The 24,339-nt window shown below is 72.1% G+C and carries 13 protein-coding genes; 7 read left to right on the forward strand and 6 right to left on the reverse strand.

Translation table 11 applies throughout. From position 1 onward, the window contains the following. Window positions 1–315: 315 nt before the first annotated feature. Entirely contained in the window at window positions 316–1,191 is an 876-nt protein-coding gene (locus tag WMF31_RS32345) for a helix-turn-helix domain-containing protein (RefSeq protein WP_436605634.1), read from the forward strand. Window positions 1,192–1,279: 88 nt separating this feature from the next. Here the strand turns inward: WMF31_RS32345 and WMF31_RS32350 are convergent, their stop codons facing one another. Together WMF31_RS32350 and WMF31_RS32355 are read right to left on the reverse strand one after the other, a co-directional pair. Continuing rightward, window positions 1,280–2,176: a LysR family transcriptional regulator gene (locus WMF31_RS32350; RefSeq protein ID WP_436605635.1), complete on the reverse strand. Its 897-nt coding sequence runs from the start codon at window positions 2,174–2,176 to the stop codon at window positions 1,280–1,282. Between the two features lie 173 nt (window positions 2,177–2,349). After that, on the reverse strand, window positions 2,350–3,609 hold the full coding sequence (locus WMF31_RS32355; RefSeq protein ID WP_436605636.1) for a flavin-dependent oxidoreductase: 1,260 nt from the start codon (window positions 3,607–3,609) through the stop codon (window positions 2,350–2,352). A gap of 354 nt (window positions 3,610–3,963) precedes the next feature. On the opposite strand from WMF31_RS32355, the gene WMF31_RS32360 reads away from it, so the two are divergent. After that, window positions 3,964–6,837, forward strand: coding sequence for an ATP-binding protein (locus WMF31_RS32360; RefSeq protein WP_436605637.1), 2,874 nt, complete (start codon window positions 3,964–3,966; stop codon window positions 6,835–6,837). A 386-nt stretch (window positions 6,838–7,223) separates the two neighbouring features. After that, the gene (locus WMF31_RS32365; RefSeq protein WP_436605638.1) at window positions 7,224–7,562 is read left to right on the forward strand and encodes a hypothetical protein; all 339 of its coding nucleotides are present in this window, start codon (window positions 7,224–7,226) and stop codon (window positions 7,560–7,562) included. 101 nt (window positions 7,563–7,663) lie between these two features. Here WMF31_RS32365 and trmB read toward each other — a convergent pair whose 3' ends face one another. Beyond that, complete coding sequence (gene trmB, locus WMF31_RS32370; protein ID WP_436605639.1) at window positions 7,664–8,332, reverse strand: tRNA (guanine(46)-N(7))-methyltransferase TrmB; 669 nt, start codon at window positions 8,330–8,332, stop codon at window positions 7,664–7,666. Window positions 8,333–8,418: 86 nt separating this feature from the next. Between trmB and WMF31_RS32375 the strand changes: the two genes are divergently transcribed. Next, on the forward strand, window positions 8,419–10,818 hold the full coding sequence (locus WMF31_RS32375; RefSeq protein WP_436605640.1) for a hypothetical protein: 2,400 nt from the start codon (window positions 8,419–8,421) through the stop codon (window positions 10,816–10,818). A 526-nt stretch (window positions 10,819–11,344) separates the two neighbouring features. Here WMF31_RS32375 and WMF31_RS32380 read toward each other — a convergent pair. Together WMF31_RS32380 and WMF31_RS32385 are read right to left on the reverse strand one after the other, a co-directional pair. Continuing rightward, the gene (locus tag WMF31_RS32380; protein ID WP_436605641.1) at window positions 11,345–11,743 is read right to left on the reverse strand and encodes an AgmX/PglI C-terminal domain-containing protein; all 399 of its coding nucleotides are present in this window, start codon (window positions 11,741–11,743) and stop codon (window positions 11,345–11,347) included. 50 nt (window positions 11,744–11,793) lie between these two features. Continuing rightward, the gene (locus WMF31_RS32385; protein WP_436605642.1) at window positions 11,794–12,321 is read right to left on the reverse strand and encodes an OmpA family protein; all 528 of its coding nucleotides are present in this window, start codon (window positions 12,319–12,321) and stop codon (window positions 11,794–11,796) included. Window positions 12,322–12,893: 572 nt separating this feature from the next. On the opposite strand from WMF31_RS32385, the gene WMF31_RS32390 reads away from it, so the two are divergent. From WMF31_RS32390 to WMF31_RS32400, 3 genes are all read left to right on the forward strand, one after another. Next, complete coding sequence (locus tag WMF31_RS32390; protein WP_436605643.1) at window positions 12,894–14,630, forward strand: RICIN domain-containing protein; 1,737 nt, start codon at window positions 12,894–12,896, stop codon at window positions 14,628–14,630. A 764-nt stretch (window positions 14,631–15,394) separates the two neighbouring features. Continuing rightward, window positions 15,395–21,043, forward strand: a complete 5,649-nt coding sequence (locus tag WMF31_RS32395; RefSeq protein WP_436605644.1) for a DNRLRE domain-containing protein — start codon at window positions 15,395–15,397, stop codon at window positions 21,041–21,043. Window positions 21,044–21,809: 766 nt separating this feature from the next. Continuing rightward, window positions 21,810–23,660 carry a M2 family metallopeptidase gene (locus WMF31_RS32400; protein ID WP_436605645.1) on the forward strand — a complete coding sequence of 617 codons (1,851 nt, stop codon included), beginning with the start codon at window positions 21,810–21,812 and terminating at the stop codon, window positions 23,658–23,660. A gap of 169 nt (window positions 23,661–23,829) precedes the next feature. On the opposite strand, the gene WMF31_RS32405 is transcribed toward WMF31_RS32400, so the two are convergent. Further along, window positions 23,830–24,312, reverse strand: coding sequence for a DUF1348 family protein (locus WMF31_RS32405; protein ID WP_436605646.1), 483 nt, complete (start codon window positions 24,310–24,312; stop codon window positions 23,830–23,832). Between the last annotated feature and the right edge of the window lie 27 nt (window positions 24,313–24,339).

Below are 24,339 nucleotides of genomic sequence, written 5' to 3' on the forward strand. Positions count from 1 at the left end.
AGTGCGACATGTAAGCAGAGCTCCCGGTCGTAAGCGACCAACAAGAGTGGAAAATTATCCCCTGAATAGAGGTTCTGCGTGCGCTCGGCCCCATGCCACACTGCCCACGCTGCCTCTGTGAGGAGGTGGCGGAAGGGTATGCGGCGCCCGCGGTGATGTCGTTCAGATTCTCGGCGAAGGTTTTCAGGATCCCGACGCGCGGGATCCGAGCCGCTCGGCGCAAGCGCGCAGCCGCGCGTGCTCCAATACCCCGTGCACGATGGGCTTGACCCCTGTGTTCCTCGACGTCGACGATGCTCCAGGGCGACCCCGAGCATGATCGCGGAGTTCTCGGCAAAGTACGGAGCGGCGCTCACCGGCTCGGACTGGGTGGGGCTACCGCTCCGGATCGGGCACGTGCCCGAAAGCGGCCAGTTCGAGGGGCTCCAGGCGGAGTCGGACGCGATCCTGGTCTGGGTGGGAGGCCCCTCGCAGGTCGACATCCGCTTCGCGGAGCCGACCTCGGGAGAGGTCCGGGAGCATTCCTTCGAGCGGCTCTCGGGCATGATGGACCTCTTGCCGCGGAAGACCAGGCTCCACAGCGTCGCGTGGCGGGGGCGGCCGTCCGTGTGCACGTCGGTGAACTTCCCCGAAGCATCCATGTCAGCGCTGTGCTCGTCTCCGTTCACCGTCCTGGCTCCCGATCGGGGCCCGCGGTTCGGTCTGGTCGACGCCCACGTGGTCGACCTGGTTCATCGCCTGCAGGCGCAGGCCGTGGGGCAGGAGTACCTCGGCGCCGTCTACGTGCAGTCGCTCTCCCTGGCGCTGGCTTCCTACATCTCGGCTCGGTACGGGGCGGGGTCCAGGGCGGAGATCGCGCTGCGCAACGCGCGCCTCTCGAGCAGCCAGCGCGCTCAGATCGAGAAATTCGTCGACCGCGAGCTCTCCTCGAACTTCGGGCTCGTCGACCTGGCGGCGCTGGTGGGCTACTCGCCGGACCATTTCTCGCGCTTGTTCAAGCATGCCTTTCGCCAGACCCCCTATCAGTACGTGCTCTCGCGCCGCATCGACAGGGCGATGACCATGCTCCGGGACGAGCGGCTGTCCATCGCCGAGATCGCTCAGGCGTGCGGCTTCGCCAGTCAGGCGCACCTCACGACGGCGTTCAAGCGTCGTACGGGGATGACGCCCGGCGCGTACCGAAAGAGGTGATCCCCGGGCCGGCTCGCTCCGGCGCGGGCGATCTCGCTCCCCCCGGCGACCACGGCGGCCCGGGGCGACGGGGCGGCCGTCGTCAGGGTCACCACGGGGCGGCGTCGACCTCGATGGGTCGGCTGGACAGGAGGTCGTCCAGCAAGGCGCGCAGCGCCGCCGAGCGCCTGGCGGCCCGCGGATACAGGGCGGTCGCCTGGATGACCGGCAGCTCCAGGTCGGGGAGCAGGCGGACCAGCGTCCCTCTCTCCAGGTCCCGCGACGCGAGGAACTCGGGCACGAGGGCGATCCCCAGCCCGGCCCTCGCGGCGTCCCGCGTGAGGATCATGTTGCCGGTGCTCATGCGCCAGGGAACGCGGACGGTCTCCCCGCCGACCTGCCAGTGGATCATGTCGGGCCGCGTGAGCACGGCGGTGTGCCCGGCGAGGTCGCCGGGTCTCCGGGGCATGTCGTGCTGCTCCAGCCAGCTCGGCGAGGCGACGATGACCATGTGGATGTCGGCCAGCTTGTGGCTGACCAGCTCGCTGTCCTCGAGCACGCCCATGCGGACGGCCAGGTCGTAGCCGTCGCTGACCAGGTTGACGCGCCCATCATGGAGGTGCAGGTCGATGCGGACCGCCGGATAACGCCTCATGAACGTCAGCAGGCGAGGCGCGATCGCCGCCTGGCCATAGGCGACGGACGCGGTGATGCGCAAGAGCCCGGAGGGAGCCGCGCTGTGACTCTTGACCTCGGCAGTCGCTCGCTGCGCGTCTCGGACGATGGGCTGGACCCTGTCGAAGAAGCGCCGGCCCGTATCCGTCAGGCTGAGCGCGCGCGTGGAGCGGATCAACAGCGGCGCGCCGAGCCGCTTCTCCAGCAGCGCGAGGTGACGGCTGATCGTCGCCTTGGGCACGCCGAGCGCCCTGCCGGCCGCGCTGAGCGACCCTTCCTCGACGATGCGCACGAACATCGACAGACCAGACAGATCCTCGAGCTCCCTCAATGTTCCACTCCTCGGGCGCGGCGGCGCGGCGGCGCGGCGGCGCGGCGGCGCGGCCGTCCCAGAATGCCATCTGGCGCCGCCCCGGGCATCCTCGCACACCCCCAGCGTGACGCTATCGCGCCGGTGGAACGACTCTCCGCCTCGTGGAGAGCCGAGGTGCGATGAACCGGAACCTACCGGACACCCCATGATCGACGGCCGTTGAGCTCCGCGATCAGGAAACCTGCCGTCCGCTTGTAACCGCGCGCGATCTCCTCGAGCTCCTCGCGGCTCAGCACGTCCTCGATGCGCGCGAACCCGTGCGGCGCGCGCTGCTCCACGAGCGCCATGACCCGCTCGGGCCCCATCGCCCGGTTCGCGAGGACGAGCTCGCTCGTCGCGGGCCGGCGCTCGGCCTCGTAGCCGGCCAGCGCCTCCTCCGGGGTGAGCGCGGTGGCGAGCTCGAAGGCCAGCGCGCGCGCGTCGAGGATCGCCTGCGAGGCGCCGTTGGAGCCGATGGGGAACATCGGGTGGGCGGCGTCGCCGAGCAGCGTCACCCGGCCGGCGCCCCACGACGGCAAGGGGTCGCGATCGACCATGGGATATTCATAGATCGCCGGCGCGCCGGCGATGAGCGCGGGGACATCGAGCCACGGGAACCGCCACGCGGCGAAGTGCGGCAGCACGTCCTCCGCCCGCCCCCGCCGGGTCCAGCTCTCGGGCGCGACGCTCGCCCCCTCCCCCACGCGCACCTCCGCCACCCAGTTGATCGCCGCCCGGCCGCGGAGCTCCGCGTCGCGGGAGATCGGATAGGCGACGAACTTGGCTGTCAGGTTGCTCCCCGCCATGATCATGCTGCGCCCCGTGAGGAAAGGCGCGGCCTCGGTCACGCCGCGCCACATCTGGATGCCATTCCACCGCGGCGGCCCCTCCCCGGGGTGGAGCGCCGCGCGGACCGTCGAATGGATGCCGTCGGCGCCGACGAGGACGTCCGCGACGACCTCCTCGATCGCGCCGCTCGCGCGGTCCCGCAGCGCGACCCGCACCAGGCCGCCGGTCTGCTCGTGGCGCTCCACCGCGAGCCCGGTGCGCACGCTGGAGGCGCCCAGGCGCCGCCGCACCGCCGCGAGCAACAGCGCCTGGAGCTCGCCGCGGTGGATCGAGACCTGAGGCCAGCGGTAGCCGGCCGCGATGCCCCGCGGCTCGCCCCAGATCCGGTTGCCGAACCGGTCGTGGTACACGAGCTCGGCCGTCGGGACCCCTGTCGCCGCGAGCTCGTCCGCGAGGCCGAGCTCGGTCAGCTCTCGCACGGCGTGCGGGAGGAGGTTGATGCCGACCCCGAGCGGCAGGATCTCGCGCGCGGCCTCGACGACCTGCGCCTCGATGCCCGCCGCGTGCAGGCTCAGCGCCGTGGTCAGCCCCCCGATCCCACCCCCGGCGATCAGCACCCGCATGGCGGGACGTTCGCACCGCGCGTCGGCGAGCGCAACGGGCCGCGGGGATGGCGCGCAACACGCCACCTCGTCGCCCCGGAGGCCGGCTCATACCCTCCTTCCCCCTCGCCACGCAATGGCCGTGAGCCCCGACAGGCGCGGAGCGGCCTCTTCCGCACCTCAGTCCAGCAACGATCACTGTCCAGGACAGCCTCGGTCGCGCCCGTCTGCCACGGTTCATGGCCGAGGCGACCCGCTCCGCTGCGTCCTGCCTGTCCGCGTGCTGTCCACACCATCGTGCGACCGGCGGCGGAGCACGACCGCCGTGAACGCTTTGATGCATGGCGCGCTCGTCCTATGCTCGCGAGGTACGATATGCGACGTCCTCACCGCCGCTCCGTCGGTACCAGCAAGCTCGCGAAGCTCGCGCCGGTCCACCGGACGCGTGTCAAGCGGGCCCGGGCCCTCCGAGCGGCGATGCCGGCCGACCTCCAGGCGCGGCTCCACGCCGTGCTCACCCACGCGCCGATCCTGGTCTTCTCCATGGACGAGCGGGGGGTCATCACCCTGTCCGAGGGGCGCGGGCTCGAGGCGCTGGGCCTCAGGCGGCACGAGAACGTGGGCGAGTCGGTCTTCGAGATCTATCGCGCCCACCCGTGGCTCACGGGCAGCGTCCGCCGCGCGCTCGGCGGAGAGACCGTGACCGCCGTGGGCGAGCTGCACGGGACCTGGCTGGAGGCGCGCTGCGCGCCGCTCCGCGAGCCGGGCGGCAAGATCACCGGCGTCATCGGCATCGCCACCGACATCACCGCGAGCAAGCAGGCGCTGGACGCCCTCAACCAGCAGCAGGCCGTGCTCAAGTACGTGATCGCCAATGTCCCTCACGCGATCTTCTGGAAAGACAGGCAGGGCAGGTTCCTCGGGGGAAACCAGAACTTCCTCAATGACACGAACACCCGGATCCTGGAGAACCTCGTCGGCAGGACCGATTTCGACGTCTGGGGCAGGCGCGAGGAGGTGGAGGGCTTCGTGCGCGTCGACCGGGAGGTCATGGACCGCGGCGCGCCGATCCTCGACATCGAGGAGCCGCTGCTCCGCCCGGACGGCCAGCGCCGGGTGCTGCTCACCAGCAAGGTGCCCATCCGCGACGAGCGCGGCGACGTGACCGGGCTCCTCGGGATCTACGCCGACATCACCGAGCGCAAGCAGATGGAGCTCGACCTCCAGAGGGCCAAGGAGGCCGCGGACGCCGCCGCGCGCGCCAAGGGCGAGTTCCTCACCGTGATGAGCCACGAGCTGAGGACGCCGCTCTCGCTGATCACAGGGCCCCTCCAGTCGCTCCTGTCGAACCCGGATGAGCCGCTCTCGCCGCGGGTGCGGGCGGACCTCGAGCGCATCCAGCGCAGCGGGCGGCGGCTCCGCCGGCTGGTCGACGATGTCCTCGATTACCAGAAGATCGAGGCCGGCAAGATGCAAGTCGACTGGGAGGCCGTCGACGTGGGGGAGCTCGTCTCCGACATGGTGGAGGAGGCCAGGCCGGCGGCGGAGCGCGGCGGGATCCGGCTCTCGGCCGAGGTGGATCGCGCGCTGCAGGCGGTCCCCCTCGACCGGCGCAAGTTCGAGAAGATCGCGCTCAACCTCCTGAGCAACGCGCTGAAGTTCACCCCGCAGGGGGGGCGGGTCACGGTCGCCCTGCGGGCGCGCGACGGCGCGTTCGAGCTCGCGGTCGAGGACACCGGCCCGGGCATCCCGGCGGACAAGCGGCACCTCCTGTTCCAGAGGTTCCAGCAGATCGACGCGTCCGCGACCCGCAAGCACGAGGGGACCGGGATCGGGCTGTCCCTGGCCAAGGAGCTCGCGGAGCTCATGGGAGGCACCGTCGGCGTGGAGAGCGAGCCGGGCGCCGGCGCCCGCTTCGTCGTGCGGCTCCCGCGCGCCGCGGACCGCCTGGCCTCCCCGCGGCCGGAGCGCTCGCCGGAGCCGCCGAGCGCGCCGGGCTCGGCCGCCCGGGCGGCCGATCTCGCGCGGCCCGCGCCGCACGTCCCGCGCGCGGGCCGCGCCGGCCGGGGGGCGGGCGACGCCGCGGCGCGCGTGCTCGTGGTGGAGGACAACCCCGACATGCAATCCTACCTCGACAACCTCCTGTCGGCCGAGCACGACGTCGCGCTGGCGGCGAACGGCCTGGAAGCGCTCGAGTCGATCCGGGCGGCGCGGCCCGATGTCATCGTGTCGGACGTGATGATGCCGGAGATGGATGGCTTCGAGCTGGTCAGGCGGCTCAAGCAGGATCCGGAGCTCCGGGACGTCCCGGTCCTCTTGCTCACGGCCAGGGCGGGCCGCGCCGAGGCGGTGGGGGGCCTCGACGTCGGCGCCGACGATTACCTGAGCAAGCCGTTCGATCCGCTGGAGCTCAGGGCGCGGGTCCGGGCGGCCGCGCGCCTGCACCGCGTCTACCTGGAGCTGGCCGCGAAGCGCCGCGAGCTCGAGGCGACCCTGAAGCAGCTCGCGGAGACGCAGGAGGAGCTCGTCCAGGCGGGCAAGATGGCGGCGATAGGGACGCTCGTCGCGGGGCTGTCGCACGAGATGAACAACCCGGTCTCCGCCATCCTGATGAACGCCCAGCACCTCCTCAGGCGGCAACAAAAGGGGCACGGCCTGCCCGACGAGGCCGCGATCCTGAAAGCCCTCGCCACCATCGAGCGCCAGGCGCTCCGCTGCTCGGAGCTCGTGCGCGCGCTGCTCGAGTACGCGCGCGGCAAGCCGATCGGCCGGGAGCCGTGCGACGTCCGCGCCGCGCTCCGCCGCGCGCTCGATCTCTCGTGGCCGCGGGCGCGCGAGCGCAGGGTCCATATCGAGGCGCACGGCGCCGCCGCGGCGCTGCCCACCGTGCTCGCGAACCCCACGCAGCTCGACTCCGCCTTGCTCAACGTGATCGGCAACGCGCTCGACGCCAGCCCCCCGGGCCGGTCGATCCTGGTCGAAGCCCGCCCGCTCCCCCGCGGGGAGGTGAAGGGCGTGGAGATCGACGTGCGCGACGCCGGCTGCGGCATCCGCGCCGAGGACCTGAACCGCATCTTCGAGCCGTTCTTCACCACCAAGCCGCCCGGGCAGGGCACCGGCCTCGGGCTCGCGCTGACGCAGCGGTTCATCAACGAGAGCAGCGGCAGCATCCGTGTCGAGAGCGAGCCCGGCAAGGGGACGACCGTCCGCATGTGGCTGCCCGCGCTCCCGGCGGACGCCGCGCGCTGAACCGGGTTGTCGCCGCGCGCTGAACCGGGTTGTCGGCCCCACCATCGCGCCCCGCGACCTCCCGTCGCGCTCCACGGATCATCTACATCCGCCGCGGGCTCCTCACCTTTCCGGATCTGGCGGCGCCCGCAAAGAGACGTCAGACGCCTGGGTCGGAGCTCCGTATACGGTGATGATGGCGAGCAAGAGGATCCAACGTCGAGCTCCAGGAAGGTCAGAGGCGCAGCCCCTGAGGCGCCGCGCGGCGCGCCGATCCGGCGGATCGTGGCGCGGAGGGAGCATTGGCATCCCTGCCGCCACGGCGGCGACGCCGTGGCGAGCGCCTCGGGGGCCTCGCTTTCTTGGCCGGTCGGAGCGCCGCGGCGGACAATCGCGAGACGGTCGCGATGGAGAAGTGGAGCTTTCTGGCCTTCGGCCGCAGCTACGAGATCACGGACTATGGCCCGAGGTTCGGGATCCAGGTCACGCGGGACGGCTACACGGTGTGGACCGGCTACCGTGACGGAGCGCGGCTCGTGACCGACACGAGCACCCTGCCGGCGCGCGAGCTCGTGGCGCTCCGCGAGGAGCTCCTCCCGCGCGCGCTGGACGGCCGCAAGCGGAGGGCGCCCGCCCGGAGCGCCCCGCGGCCCAGGGACGCGGACGGGCGCGCGCGCCTGGCGCGGCCCGCGGTGGAGCAGCTCGAGCTGCTCGGGGCGCGCCTGCGCAGCGGCTGGCAACGCTGAACCGGCGCGCGCGCCGGGGGAACGCCGCCTCGGGGCGCGCCTGCGCAGCGGCTGGCAGCGCCGAACCGGCGCGCGCGCCGGGGGAACGCCGCCCCGGGGCGCTAGCCGTGCGGCGGCGCGCCGCCGCCGGCCGCGCGGGGTCGCCGCCGGTAGCGCAGCCGGCTCACGGGCAGGCCGTCGGCGATCGCGTGGTGCTCGCGGGGGCTCCTGGCGCCGTAGGGGTTCTCGAGGAGGTGCGGCGAGCCGGGCGCGTCGCCGGCGGGCTCGAGCGCCGGGTGCGCGCCGAGCTGCTCGGCGTAGAGCGCGGCGCGCTCCTCGACGTCGGTCTGCACGAAGATCTCGCCGCCGTCCACGAGCAGCCGCGCGAGGCTGTCGAGCAGCGCGGGGCCCATCACGAGGCGCTTCGCGTGGCGCTTCTTCCACCACGGGTCGGGGAAGTGCAGGAAGAACCGCGCGATCGACGCCTCGGGCCGGAGCCGCGCGAGCGCCTCGCGCGCGTCGGCGTTGAGGGCCCGCACCCGGCCGCCGAGGCCGCGCTGGCGCAGGCGCTCGTCGACGATCGCCGCCCACTTCAGGCGGATCTCCAGGCCGAGCAGCCGCGCCTCGGGGCTCGCCGCCGCGCGCTCGAAGAGGAAGCCGCCGCGGCCGGGGCCGATCTCGATCTCCACCGGGCCGGCGCCCGGGAGCAGATCGTCGATGAAGACGTCGTCGCCGTCGGGGAAGCGGGGTGCGTTGGCGTAGGGGTGGTTCGGGCGCGGCTGGAAGACCATGGAGCCCGGGCGCTCTACCAAAAGCCGGCGGCGCACGCGCGGGAAATCGCGGCTCCCGGGCGGGGTGATGCTATTCGTCGGGGCCCATGGCGGAAGGCGATCACGGCGCAGCGCATCCGGCGCCGCAGCGCGGCGCCGCAGAGACGCCGGCGTCAGAGCGCGGCGCAGCAGGCACGCCGGCGCCGCAGCGCGGCGCCGCGGAGACGCCGGCGTCAGAGCGCGGCGCATCAGCTCTGCCGAGCGCGCCGCCCGCGCCCGCCGGCCCGCTCCATGCCTGGAAGTTTCCCGCCTGGCTACACGCGCTCGGCGCCCGGGCCCTCCCCTACGCGCCCGCGCTGGTCGCGAGCGGCGTGATCGGCGCGCTGTGCATCCGGGCCGTCCTCGCCGAGGCCGGGCGTCCGGCGCTGCCGCTCGACGATGCCTTCATTCACCTGCAGTACGCGCGGCGGCTCGCGGAGGGCGGCTTCTTCAGCTTCGTCGCCGGCGAGGGGTACTCGACCGGGGCCACCAGCCTGCTCTGGCCGGTGCTGCTCGCCCCGTTCCACGCGCTCGGCCTGCGCGATCTCTCGCTCGTCCATGCCGTCTGGGGGCTCGGCGTCGTCTTTCACGCGGCCCTCGCCGTCGAGACGGCGCGCCTCGCGCGCCCGCTCGCCGGGCGTGCGGCGGCGGCCGGGGCCGGCGCCATGTGCGCCGCGTTCGCCGCGTTCGCGTGGTTCGCCTGGAGCGGGATGGAGACGGTCGCGTTCGCCTGGATCCTCACCCGCACGGCGCGCCTGGCGGCCGCCCTCTGCGAGCCGGCGCCCGAGGATCCCGCCGCGGACGAGCCGGCGGCCGCGCCGGACGGCGGCGCGCCTGCCGCCGCGCGGCCCGACGCCGCCTCCACGGCCCGCGGGCTCGCGCTCTGCGGCTTCGCGGCGCCCCTGCTCCGCCCGGAAGGCGCGCTCGCGTCGCTGATCGCCGCGCTCGCGCTCGCGGCCTCCGCGCGACGTCCGGCTCCCGGCGCCGGGCCCTCCCGCGGCCTCGCCGCCGCGCGCGCCCACGCCGGGCTCTCCCGCGGCCTCGCCGCCGCGCGCGCCCACGCCGGGCGCCTGCTCGCGCTGGTGCCGCTCCTCGGCCCGCTCGTGGTCCCGGCCCTGAATCAGCGGCTCGCGGGGCACCCGACCTCGTCGACGACCGCCGTGAAATGGCTGATCGGCAACCCCAACTACGACGGCGCGACGCTCCGGGCGGCGCTCCTCGACAACGTCCGGCTGCTCGTGACCGACGTCCTCGACGGCGGTCAGTGGACCGCGGTGTTCCTCCCCGAGGGCTCGGGGGTCGTCCTCGCGCTCGGCGCGGTCGCGCTCGTCGTGGCGGCGCGCCGGAGGGGCCGCCCCGTGCATGCCGCGGTCGTGGCCGCCCTCGCGCTCGGCACGCTGCTCCCTTGCACGTACCTGAGCTTCCTCTGGAACCGCGTGCGGTACGTCTGGCCGTTCGCGCCGGCCTGGATCGTCATGGCCGCGTGCCTCGCGCGCGAGCTCGGCGACATCGCCCGGCGGCTCCGGCGCTCGCTGCATCACGTGACGCCGCTCATCGCCGGCGCGTTCGCGGGCGCGCTGGCCGGGCGGCTCTCCTGGGCCATCGACGACCTCGCCAGGTCGGCCCGGGCCATCGATCGGCAGCAGGTCTGGCTGGGTCGCTGGGCGGCGGAGCACCTGCCTCGGGACGCCAGGATCGGCGTGAACGACACGGGCGCGCTCGCGTACTTCAGCGGGCGGAGGACGTTCGACGTCGTCGGGCTGACGACCGAGGGCGAGGCGCGCTACTGGGTGGCGGGGCCGGGCTCCCGGTTCGAGCATTACGAGGAGCTGCCAGCCGAGCGGAGGCCGACGCATTTCATCGTCTACCCGCACTGGATGGCGTGCGCGCCGGTGCTGGGCAGCGCGCTCGTCGAGGCGACGGTCGTGGACCAGGCGATCCTCGGCGGCACCACGATGGTGGCGTACGAGGCGCGCTGGGATCTCCTCGGCACGGGGGCGCTGCCCGTGCGGGCCGTGCCTGGCGAGCGGGTCCTCGACGCGCTGGACGTCTCGGATCTCGACTCCGAGTCGGCGCACGCGTACCGGCCGGGGCCGCTCGCGGACCAGAGCAATCACGCGGTGTGGGGGCCCGCGCCGGAGAGCAGCGCGCCGGGCGAGCTCGATCTCACGCGGCCGGTGATCGCCGATGGCGGGCGCCATCATCGCCGGGTCGATCGCTTCGTCGCGCACGCCGACCCGGCCGAGGAGGCTCGCCTCGTGCTCCGGGTGGCCGCCGAGGAGGAGGCCGAGCTCGCGGTCTCGGTGGCGGGCGAGGAGGTCGGGACGATCGATGTTCCGGCGGGGCCGTGGGTGGAGCGCGCGTTACCCCTCCCTGCGGAGCGGCTGAAGGGGAGTTTTCCCGTCGAGGTCGCGCTGAGGAGGGGAAAGGGATTTCACGCGTTCCACTACTGGATCGTCGGGAGGTGAGGCGGGAGACGACGGTTCCCTCCCGGCGAATGGCGGGATCCCCATGATGGTGGCGGCGAGGCTTCCGCCTCCCCTCCGCCTCCCCTCTTCCGTCTTCCCTCTTCCGTCCCCCGTCCCCCGTCTCCCGTCCCCCGTCTCCCGTCTCCCGTCTCCCGTCTCCCGTCTTACCTCCTCGTGCGCGTGCGCGTGCGCGCTCATCCCCTCCACGTCTCTCATCATCCGCTTCTGTCTCCGTCCGTGAACTCGTGGTCGCGCGGGTGCCCAACGAGATCGCGTACGAGGACGAGCACGGGATGAGCGCGCACGCGCACGAGGAGGCCAGACGAGGACGGACGACGGGAGAGGGAAGACGGGAGACGGGAGACGGGAGCGCGAAACGCAAGACGGGAGCGCGAAACGCAAGACGGGACCGCGCAACGCAAGACGGGAGCTGCAACGCAGGGCCCCCGTCATCGCTGCTCGGAGCCCGGGTCGCCGTGGCGGGACCGCGGGCCGTCCTCTCGGCCGGCGACGAGGAGGCCGCTTTTCAGCTCGCGCTCGCCACCTTCGGAGCCCCCACCGTGAACTCCCACACGAACTTCGCCTTCCCCTTCTTCTCGTCCGGCGGGGTCAGGACGAGCCCGTCGATCGAGCTCACCACGCAGTTCGCCACCTCCTCCGAGGCGGTGGTCCCCGCCGGATCGACCACGACCTGAGTGATGCGCCCGCTGTCCTCGAGCACGAGGAACTCCACGGTGACCTTGCCCTGCGCGCCGGGGTTCCTCGCCAGCTCCGCGTCGTAGCACGCCTTGATCTGCTCGTTCCTCGTCTCGAGCAGCGCCGCCGTGTCATCCCGGTACATCTCGGGGCTCCTCACCGCGAAGGAGCAGCCTGTGGACGCGCTCGCCAGCGACATCACGAAAAGACCCAAGAGCAACTGCCTCATGCTCGCCTCCTTGCGGGGAGCGCCGCCATCCGATCGGCCCCGCACCAGCATCACTGCCCGCCCTCCGCGGTCTTCGCCGCGGTGTCCTGCTCCACGATGTTGAACTCGACCCGGCGGTTCTTCTCGCGCCCCTCCTCCGTGTCGTTGTCCGCGATGGGCTTCGATTTCCCGAACCCCTTCGCGGTGAGCATGCCGGCAGGGATCCCGTGCTCGACGAGGTACTGCATCACCGCCTTCGCGCGGCGGTCGGAGAGGTCCAGGTTGTGCTCGTCCGAGCCCTCGGCGCTCGCGTGCCCCTCGATGGCGATCTTCTTGATGTGCGCGTGCTTCTTGATCGTGTCCACGACCTCGTTCAGGAGGCTGTGCGACTCCGCACGGATCGTCGCCTTGTCGAGGTCGAACTGGATCTTCTCGTTGATGACGATCTTCTCCTCGGTCACCTCCACGCGCTTCTTCTCGGGCGGGGGCGGAGGCGGCGCGGGCGGCTCACCCACGACGCTGAGCGCCCTCCCCCCTTCGAACGTGGTGACGCCGCCGCAGGCCGCCGGGCCCACGCCCAGCCCCACGAGCAAGGCCAAGGCGACCCAGGGCCGGTGGCCCGTGGATCGCCGAATTACGCACCAGGTTCCGGGCCGCCGGCAAGGGCTCGGACGGCACGTCACATCTAGGTTGTCGGATCGATCGTTCATGCTCGAATCTCCATGGCTCGCCATCAACGACTCACGCCGCCGGTCGCGTTGCGTCAAGGCGACGCTGGCACGGATCCGCTCCAGCCGGAAGACGTCGACCGAGCATTCCGCGCGCGGCCCCCGGAGCGCCGCCGCTCAAGCGAGCACAACCATTCGCACGACAACGAATCATCACAACTGCACTGAAACCACGGGAACGTCTTGACAATCGCCGAAGTGTTTGGCTTGCCTGATCACCTCCCCTGGCCGGAGGGGTCGTTCAGCGTGTACAGGAACACCTTCACGGGAACACCGTCCCGGTAACAGCCCTCGTTCGGCCTCCGCATTCATCGCCCGTCCTGCGCTTCTCCGCCGGGCGCGGCCCCGACCGACCGGCGGAATGAAGCGGGCGCTCGTTTCGGCCACGATGCGGTCTGGACCCCTGCAGGTCCGTGGAGCCCATGCTCTCTCTGGAGGAAATCATGCGTCGTTCCCGCTTGCTCCCGGTCTCTCGTGTGCTGGCCCTCACGCTCGGCCTCGCGTCCTGCGCCGGCGACCCGCTCCAGGATCCCGGGGGACCGGAGCCCGGCGACGGCGGGGCTCCGGGGACCGAGGCCACCGGAGGACCGGAGCCCGGTCAGGGCGGCGCTCCGGGGGCCGGGGTCGCGGGCGGCGGGGCTCCGGGCGCGGGGACCGGCACCGGGCCGGCCCCGGGCGCCGGGACGGGAGGCGGCGGGGCTCCGGGCGCCGGGACGGGGAGCGGCGGGACCCCGGGCGCCGGGACGGGAGGCGGCGGGTCGGAGCCCGGTCAGGGCGGGTCTCCGGAGCAGCCCGCGACGCCGGGGGACATCATCAACGGCATCCAGTGGGCCGACACCGCGGGCAATCCCATCCAGGCGCACGGGGGTGGGATGATCAAGGTGGGGCCCTACTACTACTGGTTCGGGGAGAACCGGAACCCGAACGGGACCTTCTACGCCGTGTCGAGCTACCGCTCGACCGATCTGCGGACCTGGGAGTTCAGGAATCACGTCCTGACCATGGACTCGGACCCCGACCTCGACCCGGCCAACATCGAGCGCCCGAAGGTCGTCTACAACGAGTCCACGGGCCGGTACGTGATGTGGATGCACTGGGAGAACGGGAGGCACTACGGCGAGGCCCGGGCCGCCGTCGCGAGCTCGAGCACCGTGGACGGCGATTACACGTACCACGGCAGCTTCCGGCCGCTCGCCGGGACCGGCGTGGTCGATCACGACAAGCCCGGGTACATGTCCCGCGACTGCGGGCTCTTCGTCGACACGGACAAGAAGGCCTATTTCATCTCCGCCTCGAACGAGAACTACGATCTCAACCTCTACGAGCTGACCCCCGATTACCTGTCCATCGCCCGCCTCGCCGCCGTGCTCTTCAAGGGTGGACACCGGGAGGCGCCGGCGCTGTTCAAGCGGAACGGGGTCTATTTCCTGCTGACCTCCGGGGCGACGGGCTGGTCGCCCAACCAGGCGAAGTACGCGACCTCCACCGCCATCGACAGGGGCTGGTCGGAGATGACGAACATCGGCGACGGCACGACGTTCCACTCGCAGTCCACGTACGTGCTCCCGGTCCAGGGCAGCGCGGGGACCGCCTACCTCTACATGGGAGATCGCTGGGCGGGGGCCTGGGGCGAGCCCGTCAACCGCTCGACCTATGTCTGGCAGCCGCTCTCGTTCCCCTCCGACAGGACGATGAGCATGAGCTGGAACAACACGCTGACCATCGACGCGGCGGCCGGCACGATCACCGGGGCGACGCACACGTTCAAGCTCGTGAACAGGAAGAGCGGCAAGGTGATGGAGGTCATGAACGGCGCGACCGACGACGGCGCGTCGGTCGTCCAGTACGCGGACAACGGCGGAGACAACCAGAGGTGGCGCCTCAACTACAACGGGGCGGGCTACTTCCGGCTGACCAACGTCGGCAGCGGCAAGGTGCTGGACGTCCCCGATCACGCGACCGACGACGGGATCGCCCTGAAGCAGTGGACGAACAACGACGGGGACAACCAGGCGTGGCTGTTCATCGACCTCGGCGGCGGTCACGTCCAGATCCGGAACAAGGAGAGCGGCAAGCTGGTCACGGTGCGCGCGGGCTCGACCGAGGACGCCGCCGTCATCGAGCAGCGGGCGGGCGACGGCGGCGAGGCGCAGGCGTGGCGGCTCGTGGCCGCCGACTGACGCCCGAGGCGCGACGGCCGGTCCGCGGCGCGCCTCAGGCCAGCGCGCGGACCGCGCGCAGCACCGCGTCGACGTCCGCCTCGGAGGTGATCAGGCCCGGCGCGACGCGGGCGCCGGATGTAGCGATGGCGCCGTGACATGTCACAGGGACATGTCACGGCGCCTCCGTGACATGTCACAGGGACAATGTCACGGAGGCGCCGTGACGACGGGCCGGGCGAATGTCCCGTCCGCGTCGAACGCGCCTCCCCCGGGGGTCATGCAGGGAGGCCCTCCTGCCGGCCGGCTGTCGATCCCGCCGCCGGCCACCAGCACGTGAGTGCCCGGGTGCCCTGTCCTGACGGACAGGCCATCAATCCATCTGCCTGGCCGTCCCTGGACCCGGCGGTGATCGGCCACCGGCCGGCCAGCGGCCGGCCGCTCGTGCTCACGGACACGCTGGCACAGATCGAGAAGCGCGGTGCCCGAGATCCTCGGCGAGCGGCCCGCCCGCGGCAGCGCGGGCGCCACGCCAAGGGCCCTGAGCCGCGCACGGCGCCCTTTGGTCTATCGCTTGCACAGGGCCGTGCGGCGGTGTGCCTGCCGCGTCGACCGGCGCAATGGCAATGCACCGCCGCATTCCGATCGGATCTGGGGTTTTGCATTGCTTCACGCCACGCCTCGCCTCGCGCCGGCGCGCAGGGCCGCGGGTCCGCCCGACCACGGCCGCGCGCCGGCGAGGTCGGGCGCGGCCCACGACGACGGCAGTCAAGGAGAACGTCTGGATGAGAAGAAGGACAAGAAAGGTCTTCAAGGCCGCATGCCTCGGCGTGGCGAGCGCCCTGGTGGCTGGCTGCGGCGCCGACGCCGACGACGCGCGCGTGGAGGGGGTCGAAGGCGTGGGTCACGTCGCGCAGGCCCTCCCGACCGACGGACAGGTGTGCCTCACGGTCCAGCGCGGCGCCGGACCGGCGGGCGTCGCCGACGCCGTGCTCTGGCAGAACGCGCCCAGCTGGAACGACGGCGCGAGCTCGACCCTCGCCACGGGGAGCAGCGCGGAAGGTGGAAACCGGCGGAGCCTGCTCCGGTTCGATCTGTCCGGCGTCCCCGCGGGCGCCTCGGTCGTGTCGGCGAGCCTGTCGCTCCACCAGATCTACAGGACGACCGACAGCACGGTCCGCGTCCACCGGGTCACGAGCGCCTGGGAGGAGCCGACGGTGACCTGGTCGAGCGCCGCGGACGCGTTCGATCCCGCGGTCGCGGCGTCGTTCACCGCCGGCGGGGGCTCGGGCTTCCGGTCCTCCGACCTCACGGAGCTCGCGCGCGCGTGGGTGAGCGGCGAGGCCGAGAACCACGGCGTCCTCCTCGAGGAGGATCCGGCGGAGAGGACCGAGCTCGACAGCAGCGAGAAGGCGCAGACCGAGCGGCGGCCGAAGCTCGACCTCTGCTATGTCACGTGCGACGACGGCATCCAGAACGGGGATGAGACCGACGTCGATTGCGGCGGCAGCGCGTGCGCCCCGTGCGACACCTGCGCGCCGATCCTCTTCAGGGAGAACTTCTCCGACAACGCGCAGGGCTGGACGCTCGGGCCCGAGTGGCAGATCGGGCCCGCGGCCGCCTCGTCCGGCGGCACCTTCGGGGCGGATCCCGCCGAGGATCACACCCCCTCGAACGACAACGGCGTCGCGGGCGTCGTCCTCGGCGGCAATGCCTCGCGCGGGCCGCACGGGCTCTACTACCTGGAGAGCCCGCCGTTCGACACCTCGGGCGCGTCGGGCAACGTCACCCTGAGCTTCTATCGCTGGCTCAACTCCGAGTCCCCGTCGTTGATGCGCAACACGGTCGAGGTCTTCGACGGCGCGAGCTGGGTGCCCCTCTGGACGAACGCCGGTTCCCAGAGGATCAGCGACACCTCGTGGGCGCTCATCACCCACGACCTCACGCCCTACAAGAACGCGGCGATGCGCGTGCGCTTCGGCTTCGAGGTCGTGCGCGGCACCTACACGGTCGGCTCGTGGAACATCGATGACGTGTACGTCACGCAGCCGTGCGGCGACCCCTCCGCGGACGACGCCTTCCCGCTGGATCCGGCCGCCTCGGTCGACACCGACGGCGACGGCTACCCCGACGCGTGGGACCCGGGCCGCTCGCAGGCGGACAGCGTCACGGGCCTGGTCCTCGATGCCTTCCCGCTCGACTCCGCCTGCCAGCTCCCGGAGCACGGGCTCGCGGGCGATCCGGGCGCCTGCGACATCGCCCGCGGCATCCCCGACTACACCCCGGATCAGGTGATGCTCGGCGACGACGACGTCGTATATCTCTTCAGCAAGGCGCACGACCGGATCTTCCGCTGGTCGCTCGCCGAAGGCGACCACCTGAACCCGATCGTGCTCGGCGGCCCGGACGCGCTGTACGCCGCCTACGGCGCGGAGGATCACCGCCTCTACGTCGCTTACCAGTCCGGCGCGCTCACCCGGATCGACCTCGCGGCGGGCGTCGCCGAGGCGCCCTTCGCGACGCTCCCGGCACAGCCCCGCGGCCTCGCCACCGCCGGCCCCATCGTCCTGGCGACATCTCCCGCGAGCTCCTGGGTCACGCACTACACCTTCCTCCCCGGCGGGGAGCGGGCTTCGGCCGTCGAGAGGAGCCGCGACTCCCGGGAGTTCGCCTACAGCCCCGCGACAGGCCGCATGTACTTCTTCCGCGACGGCACGTCTCCCAACGACCTGCACTGGGAGTCGATCGACACCGCGAGCGGCGCCATCACCGACCAGGGCGAGAGCCCTTATCACGGCGCCTTCTCCATCACGCCGCCCATCCGCCCGTCGGTGGACGGGCGCCACGTCCTGCTCGGCTCGGGCGATCTCTACGACGGGACCTCGCTGGAGGTCACGAGCTCGCTCCCCATCGCCCCGAGCGACGCCGCGTGGCTGCCCGACGGCACGCTCATCACCCTCCGCGCCGACGCGGGCGACACGCTCCTCGAGCAGTGGGCGCAGCGCGGCGAGCTCTTCGTGACGGCGAACGTCCAGCGCTTCGCCGGGCAACCGATCCGCGTCTTGCCGCGCGCAGATGAGGTGATCGTGATCACCCGCGAGGGCTCGCGGCCCGCCTTCAACGAGTACACCCCCACCGACGACGGCGACGGCGACGGCGTCTCCTTCCTCGACGACGCCTTCCCGACAGACCCGGCGGCGTCGGCCGACACCGACCGCGACGGCTACCCCGACGCCTGGAATCCGGGCCGCTCGCAGGCGGACAGCGTCACGGGCCTGGTCCTCGATGCCTTCCCGCTCGACTCCGCCTGCCAGCTCCCGGAGCACGGGCTCGCGGGCGATCCGGGCGCCTGCGACATCGCCCGCGGCATCCCCGACTACACCCCGGATCAGGTGATGCTCGGCGACGACGACGTCGTATATCTCTTCAGCAAGGCGCACGACCGGATCTTCCGCTGGTCGCTCGACGAAGACGACCACCTCAACCCCATCGTGCTCGGCCCGGACGCGCTGTTCGCCGCCTACGGCGCGGAGGATCACCGCCTCTACGTCGCTTACCAGTCCGGCGCGCTCACCCGGATCGACCTCGCGGCGGGCGTCGCCGAGGCGCCCTTCGCGGTGCTCCCGGCAGAGCCCAGCGGCCTCGGCACCGCCGGCCCCATCGTCCTGACGGCAACCTCCTCGGGCTCGGGGGCCACGCACTACACCTTCCTCCCCAGCGGGGAGAGGGCCTCGGCCGTCGAGATGTACCGCTACTCCCGGGAGTACGCCTACAGCTCCGCGACAGGCCGCGTGTACCTCTTCCGCGACAACATCTATCCCAACGATCTGCACTGGGAGTCGCTCGACACCGCGAGCGGCGCCATCACCGGCCAGGGCGAGAGCCCTTATCACGGCGACTTCTCGATCCTGCCGCCCATCCGCCCGTCGGTGGACGGACGCCACGTCCTGCTCGGCTCGGGCGATCTCTACGACGGGAACTCGCTGGAGGTCACAGGCTCGCTCCCCATCGCCCCGAGCGACGCCGCATGGCTGCCCGACGGCACGCTCATCACCCTCCGCGCCGACGCGGGCGACACGCTCCTCGAGCAGTGGGCGCAGAGCAGCGAGGTCTTTGTGACGGCCAACGTCCAGCGCTTCTCCGGGCAGCCGATCCGCGTCTTGCCGCGGCCGGGTGCGGTGGTCGTGATCACCAGCGATGGCTCGCGGCCCGTCTTCAACGACTACACCCTCACCGACGACGGCGACGGCGACGGCGTCTCCTTCCTCGACGACGCCTTCCCGCTGGATCCGGCAGCGTCGGCCGACACCGACGGCGATGGGTACCCCGACGCCTGGAATCCGGGCCGCTCGCAGGCGGACAGCGCCACCGGCCTCGTCCTCGACGCCTTCCCGCTCGACTCCGCCTGCCAGCTCCCGGAGCACGCGCTCGCGGGCGACCCGGGCGCCTGCGATATCGCGAACGGTATTCCGGACTATCTCCCGGATCAGGTGATCCTCGGCGCCGATGACGTCGTGTATCTCCTCAGCAAGGCGCACGACCGGATCTTCCGCTGGTCGCTCGCCGAAGAGACCCACCTGAACCCCATCGTGCTCGGCGGCCCGGACGCGCTGTACGTCGCCTACGGCGCGGAGGATCACCGCCTGTACGTCGCCTATCGGTCCGGCGCGCTCACCCGGATCGACCTCGCGGTGGGGGCCGCCGAGGCGCCCTTCGCGACGCTCCCGACACAGCCCGGCGGCCTCGCCACCGCCGGCGCCATCGTCCTGGCGGCCACTCGCTCGGGCTCCTGGGCCACGCACTACACCTTCCTCCCCAGCGGGGAGAGGGTCTCGGCGGTCGATCTGAACCGCTACTCCCGGGAGTACGTCTATAGCCCCGCGGCCGGCCGCATGTACTTCTTCCGCGACGGCACGTCTCCCAACGACCTGCACTGGGAGTCGATCGACGCCGCGAGCGGCGCCATCACCGGCCAGGGCGAGAGCCCCTATCACGGCGACTTCTCCATCGCGCTGCCCATCCGCCCGTCGGTCGACGGGAGCTACGTCCTGCTCGGCTCGGGCGATCTCTACGACGGGGCGACCCTCGAGGTCACGAGCTCGCTCCCCATCGCCCCGAGCGACGCCGCGTGGCTGCCCGACGGCACGCTCATCACCCTCCGCGCCGACGCGGGCGACACGCTCCTCGAGCAGTGGGAGGAGCGCGGTGAGACCTTCCAGCTCGTCAACTACCGGCGCTTCTCGGGCGCGCCGCTCCGCGTCTTGTCACCGCCGGGTGCGGTGGTCGTCGTCACCGATCCGGGGACGCGGCCTGTCTTCTCCGAGTACGTGCCCACCGACGACGGCGACGGCGACGGCGTCTCCTTCTTTGATGACGTCTTCCCGATGGACCCCGCCGCGTCCGCCGACACCGACGGCGACGGCTACCCCGACGCCTGGAATCCGGGTCGCTCGCAGGCGGACAGCACCACCGGCCTCGTCCTCGACGCCTTCCCGCTCGACTCCGCCTGCCAGCTCCCGGAGCACGCGCTCGCGGGCGACCCGGGCGCCTGCGACATCGCGGGCAGCGTCCCCGCCTACGTCCCGGATCAGGTGATGCTCGGCGCCGATGACGTCGTGTATCTCTTCAGCAAGGAGCACGACCGGATCTTCCGCTGGTCGCTCGCCGAGGACGACCACCTGAACCCGATCCTGCTCGACGACCCGGGCGCGCTGTTCGCCGCGTACAGCGCGGAGGATCACCGCCTCTACGTCGCTTACCAGTCCGGCGCGCTCACCCGGATCGACCTCGCGGCGGGCGTCGCCGAGGCGCCCTTCGCGACGCTCCCGGCACAGCCCCACGGCCTCGCCACCGCCGGGTCCATCGTCCTGGCGGCCACGCCCTCGGGCTCGTGGGCCACGCACCACACCTTCCTCCCCAGCGGAAAGAGGGTCTCGGCCATCGACTGGAATTACCGTTCCCGGGAGTACGCCTTCAGCCCCGCGGCCGGTCGCATGTACTTCTTCGGCGACAACCTCTCGCCCAATGATCTGTACTGGGAGTCGATCGACACGACGAGCGGCGCCATCACCGGCCAGGGCGAGAGCCCTTATCACGGCGGCCACGCGATCGCGTCGCCGATCCGCCCCTCGCCCGACGGCAGCCACGTGCTCCTCGGGAGCGGCAACCTCTACGACGCCACCACGCTGACCATCGTGCGCTCGCTGCCCACGCTGATCCACGACGCCGCCTGGCTCGACGACGGCAGCCTGGTCACGATCCGGAGCGCGCCCGACGGGACCGGCACCCTGGTCGAGCACCACAGCGACACGCTCGAGCTGCTCGGCGCACAGACGATCGCCGGAGCCCCGCTCCGCGTCCTCGCGACCCCGACCGAGACGGTGCTCCTCACCCGGGGGCCGCAGGGGCCCGATTTCCAGGCCATCGTGCCCTGACCCGTCTTCACGGAGAGCGCGGCCGCTGGCCGCGGGCGGATGTCCCCAGGCGTCCGGGCGACGGGGAGCGTCGATCGCCCGGACGCCGGGGTGATCCATCACGAACGTGGAATCCTCACGGAAGTGGAACCATCAGGTAGACCTCCTTTCCGGTCCGGCGGACCGAGGCGCAGCCCGGTCGTCGGTCGCCGCAGCCGTGCGGCGCGCGGTCGGATCACCGGCCGTGGATCCAGCCGAGTCCCGATGCTGTCCTCTCCTGTCAGCACGTCATCAAGCGCCGTGCCACGCACCCACGGCCGCTCCGCCGCGATCCTGCGGAGTCCAGGAGCCGGACCGGGCGCCCCGGAATCCGGGCTTTGCGCCCCGGCGGCGCCTGATCCGGTCACCCGCCCGCGCGGTTGACCGGGGCATTCCCGCCATGTCCGCCGCGCCCTGAAGGCGCAGCGGAGACGCCTCTCGCTTGCTCCGTCGCGCAACCGCTTGCGTCGTCGTGCGCATTGCAGCCCTTCCTGCGATTCGGGCCCTCCGCGCGGCGTTCGCGCCTGCCATGGATGCCAGGGAGCGCCCGCGCCCCATCGCGCCTCGCGCGCAGGACGCGGCCTGACGAGGGCGGGCCGCCGGACGCCACGGCGGTTGCTCGAGCCGGCGAGCGGCCTTAGGAGCCTCCTGGAGGATCGCGGCGCCGAGGCGCACCCCATGACATCAGGTCATCCGGGGGGAGGCGCGATGTCACGCCGGAGATGCCCGCGATCCGGGAGCCGCGGAAATGATGCGAATCCATCCGGTGATCGTCGTCGCCCTGCCCGGCGCTGCCCTCGCGCTGCTCGCGGCCTGCTCCGAGCCCCCCGCTCGCCCCTCGCCCGCGACGCCAGGGCCGCCGGCCGAGCCGGCGCCGACGGCCGAGGAGGCCGCGCGCTTCATCGAGGCGACGGAGTCGGAGCTCCACGAGCTCAGCACCGACAACAACCGGGCCGCGTGGGTGGCGTCGACGTACATCACCTTCGATACCCAGATCCTCTCGGCCGCGGCGAGCGCGAAGCTGCTCGGGGCGATGACCCGGTACGCGCAGCGAGCAACGCGCTTCGCGGGCCTCGACTTGCCATACGACGTGGGGCGGCGGATCGATCTCCTGCGCACGTCCCTGACCCTGTACGCCCCCGCGGATCCGAAGAGGACGAGGGAGCTCTCGACCCTGTCGTCGAAGCTCGAGGCGATGTACGGCGCGGGCAAGTACTGCCCTGCGGGCGGCGCGTGCCTCGATCTCCAGGCGCTGAGCAGGATCCTGGCGAAGAGCCGAGATCCCGCGGAGCTGGAGCGCGCGTGGGTCGGCTGGCGCACGGTCTCTGCGCCCATGCGCGACGATTTCACGCGGCTCGTGGCGCTGACGAACGAGGGCGCCCGCGAGCTCGGGTTCAAGGACACCGGCGACGCCTGGCGCGCGAAATACGAGATGCCGGAGGGGGCGCTCCCGCGAGAGGTCGACCGCCTCTGGGCGCAGGTCAAGCCGCTCTATGACGCGCTCCACTGCCACGTGCGCGGCCGGCTCGCCGCGAGGTACGGCGAGGAGGTCGTGCCCGACGCGCGCCCGATCCGGGCCGATCTGCTCGGCGACATGTGGGCCCAGGACTGGAGCAACCTCTACGATCTCGTGGCGCCCGAGGAGGCCGCGCCGATCTACGACCTCGACGCGGTGCTCAAGGAGAAAGGGTTCACCCCGATCCAGATGGTGAAGACGGGCGAGCAGTTCTTCGTCTCGCTCGGGTTCGAGCCGCTGCCCGCGACGTTCTGGGAGCGGTCGCTCTTCGTCAAGCCGGCCGATCGCGACGTCGTCTGCCACGCGAGCGCGTGGAACATCGATGACGAGGACGATCTGCGCATCAAGATGTGCATCGAGATCACGGCCGACGACTTCCAGACCATCCACCACGAGCTCGGCCACAACTTCTACCAGCGGGCGTACAACCAGCGGCCGCTGCTCTACCGCGACAGCCCCAACCCCGCGTTCCACGAGGCCCTCGGCGACGTGATCGGGCTCTCGGTCACGTCGGAGTATCTCCAGAGGATCGGGCTCGTGAGCGAGCTGCCCCCGCCGTCGAGCGACCTCTCGCTCCTCCTGCGCGACGCCCTCAACAAGGTGGCCTTCCTGCCGTTCGGGCTCCTGGTCGACCGGTGGCGCTGGGGGGTCTTCTCGGGGGAGATCCCGCCTTCGGAGTACAACGCGGCCTGGTGGGAGCTCCGGGCGCGGTACCAGGGGGTGCGCCCGCCGGTGCCCCGCTCCGAGGCCGACTTCGACCCTGGCGCGAAGTACCACGTCGCGGCGAGCGTCCCCTATATCCGGTACTTCCTCGCCCACGTCCTCCAGTTCCAGATCCACCGCGCGCTCTGCGAGGAAGCGGGGTACCGGGGGCCGCTCCACCGCTGCACGATCCACGGCAGCGCGAGGGCCGGCGAGAAGCTCCGCAGGATGATGGAGATGGGGCGGAGCCGCCCGTGGCCCGAGGCGCTCGAGGTGGTGACCGGCTCCCGACAGATGGACGCGACGGCGATGCTCGACTACTTCGCGCCGCTCAAGGAGTGGCTCGACCAGGAGAACCGCGGCAGGACCTGCGGGTGGTAAGATGGCGGACGTCCTGGTCCGGGCCGCCCGGAGCGTGCGGCCGCTCGGGGCCGCCCGGGCGCGGCCCACCGCGCCTGAGGACCTCCCCGGGACGTCATCGCCGCGGGGCGCGCATGGAAGCCGAGGCTCTCTCGCGTGGTCACGTCGTGCGGTTCCATGCGCTCCTCCGCTACAGCCCGAGCTCGCTCAGCCCGGGGTGATCGTCCGGCCGCCTCCCGAGCGGCCAGCGGAACTTCCGCTCTTCCGCCGCGATCCGCACGTCGTTGATGCTCGCCTCGCGGCGCCGCATGAGCCCGTGCGCGTCGAACTCCCACTGTTCATTGCCGTGGGATCGGTACCAGTTCCCGCTGTCGTCGTGCCACTCGTAGACGAAGCGCACGGCGATCCGGTCCCCCGTGAACGCCCAGACCTCCTTGATCAACCGGTAATCGAGCTCCCGCTGCCATTTCCGGCGCAGGAACGCCTCGATCGCCTCCCGTCCCTCGAAGAACTCCGCCCGGTTGCGCCAGCGGCTATCGACGGTGTACGCCAGCGCCACGCGCGCGGGCTCTCGGCTGTTCCAGGCGTCCTCGGCGAGGCGCGCCTTCTGGGCGGCGGTCTCGGCGGTGAACGGCGGCAGCGGTGGACGGGACACGGCGGCTTCCTGACTCATTCTGCACCTCCAACGAACCTTCCTCGG

The sequence above is a fragment of the Sorangium sp. So ce1036 genome (assembly GCF_051369805.1).
Taxonomy (GTDB): Bacteria; Myxococcota_A; Polyangia; order Polyangiales; family Polyangiaceae; genus Sorangium; species Sorangium cellulosum_F.

Bases quoted from the DNA above. Each gene is read 5' to 3' on its own strand.
- WMF31_RS32345 (WP_436605634.1), top strand. From the start codon at position 316: ATGATCGCGGAGTTCTCGGCAAAGTACGGAGCGGCGCTCACCGGCTCG.
- WMF31_RS32355 (WP_436605636.1), bottom strand. From the start codon at position 3,609: ATGCGGGTGCTGATCGCCGGGGGTGGGATCGGGGGGCTGACCACGGCG.
- WMF31_RS32360 (WP_436605637.1), top strand. From the start codon at position 3,964: ATGCGACGTCCTCACCGCCGCTCCGTCGGTACCAGCAAGCTCGCGAAG.
- WMF31_RS32365 (WP_436605638.1), top strand. From the start codon at position 7,224: ATGGAGAAGTGGAGCTTTCTGGCCTTCGGCCGCAGCTACGAGATCACG.
- trmB (WP_436605639.1), bottom strand. From the start codon at position 8,332: ATGGTCTTCCAGCCGCGCCCGAACCACCCCTACGCCAACGCACCCCGC.
- WMF31_RS32375 (WP_436605640.1), top strand. From the start codon at position 8,419: ATGGCGGAAGGCGATCACGGCGCAGCGCATCCGGCGCCGCAGCGCGGC.
- WMF31_RS32380 (WP_436605641.1), bottom strand. From the start codon at position 11,743: ATGAGGCAGTTGCTCTTGGGTCTTTTCGTGATGTCGCTGGCGAGCGCG.
- WMF31_RS32390 (WP_436605643.1), top strand. From the start codon at position 12,894: ATGCGTCGTTCCCGCTTGCTCCCGGTCTCTCGTGTGCTGGCCCTCACG.
- WMF31_RS32395 (WP_436605644.1), top strand. From the start codon at position 15,395: ATGAGAAGAAGGACAAGAAAGGTCTTCAAGGCCGCATGCCTCGGCGTG.
- WMF31_RS32400 (WP_436605645.1), top strand. From the start codon at position 21,810: ATGATGCGAATCCATCCGGTGATCGTCGTCGCCCTGCCCGGCGCTGCC.
- WMF31_RS32405 (WP_436605646.1), bottom strand. From the start codon at position 24,312: ATGAGTCAGGAAGCCGCCGTGTCCCGTCCACCGCTGCCGCCGTTCACC.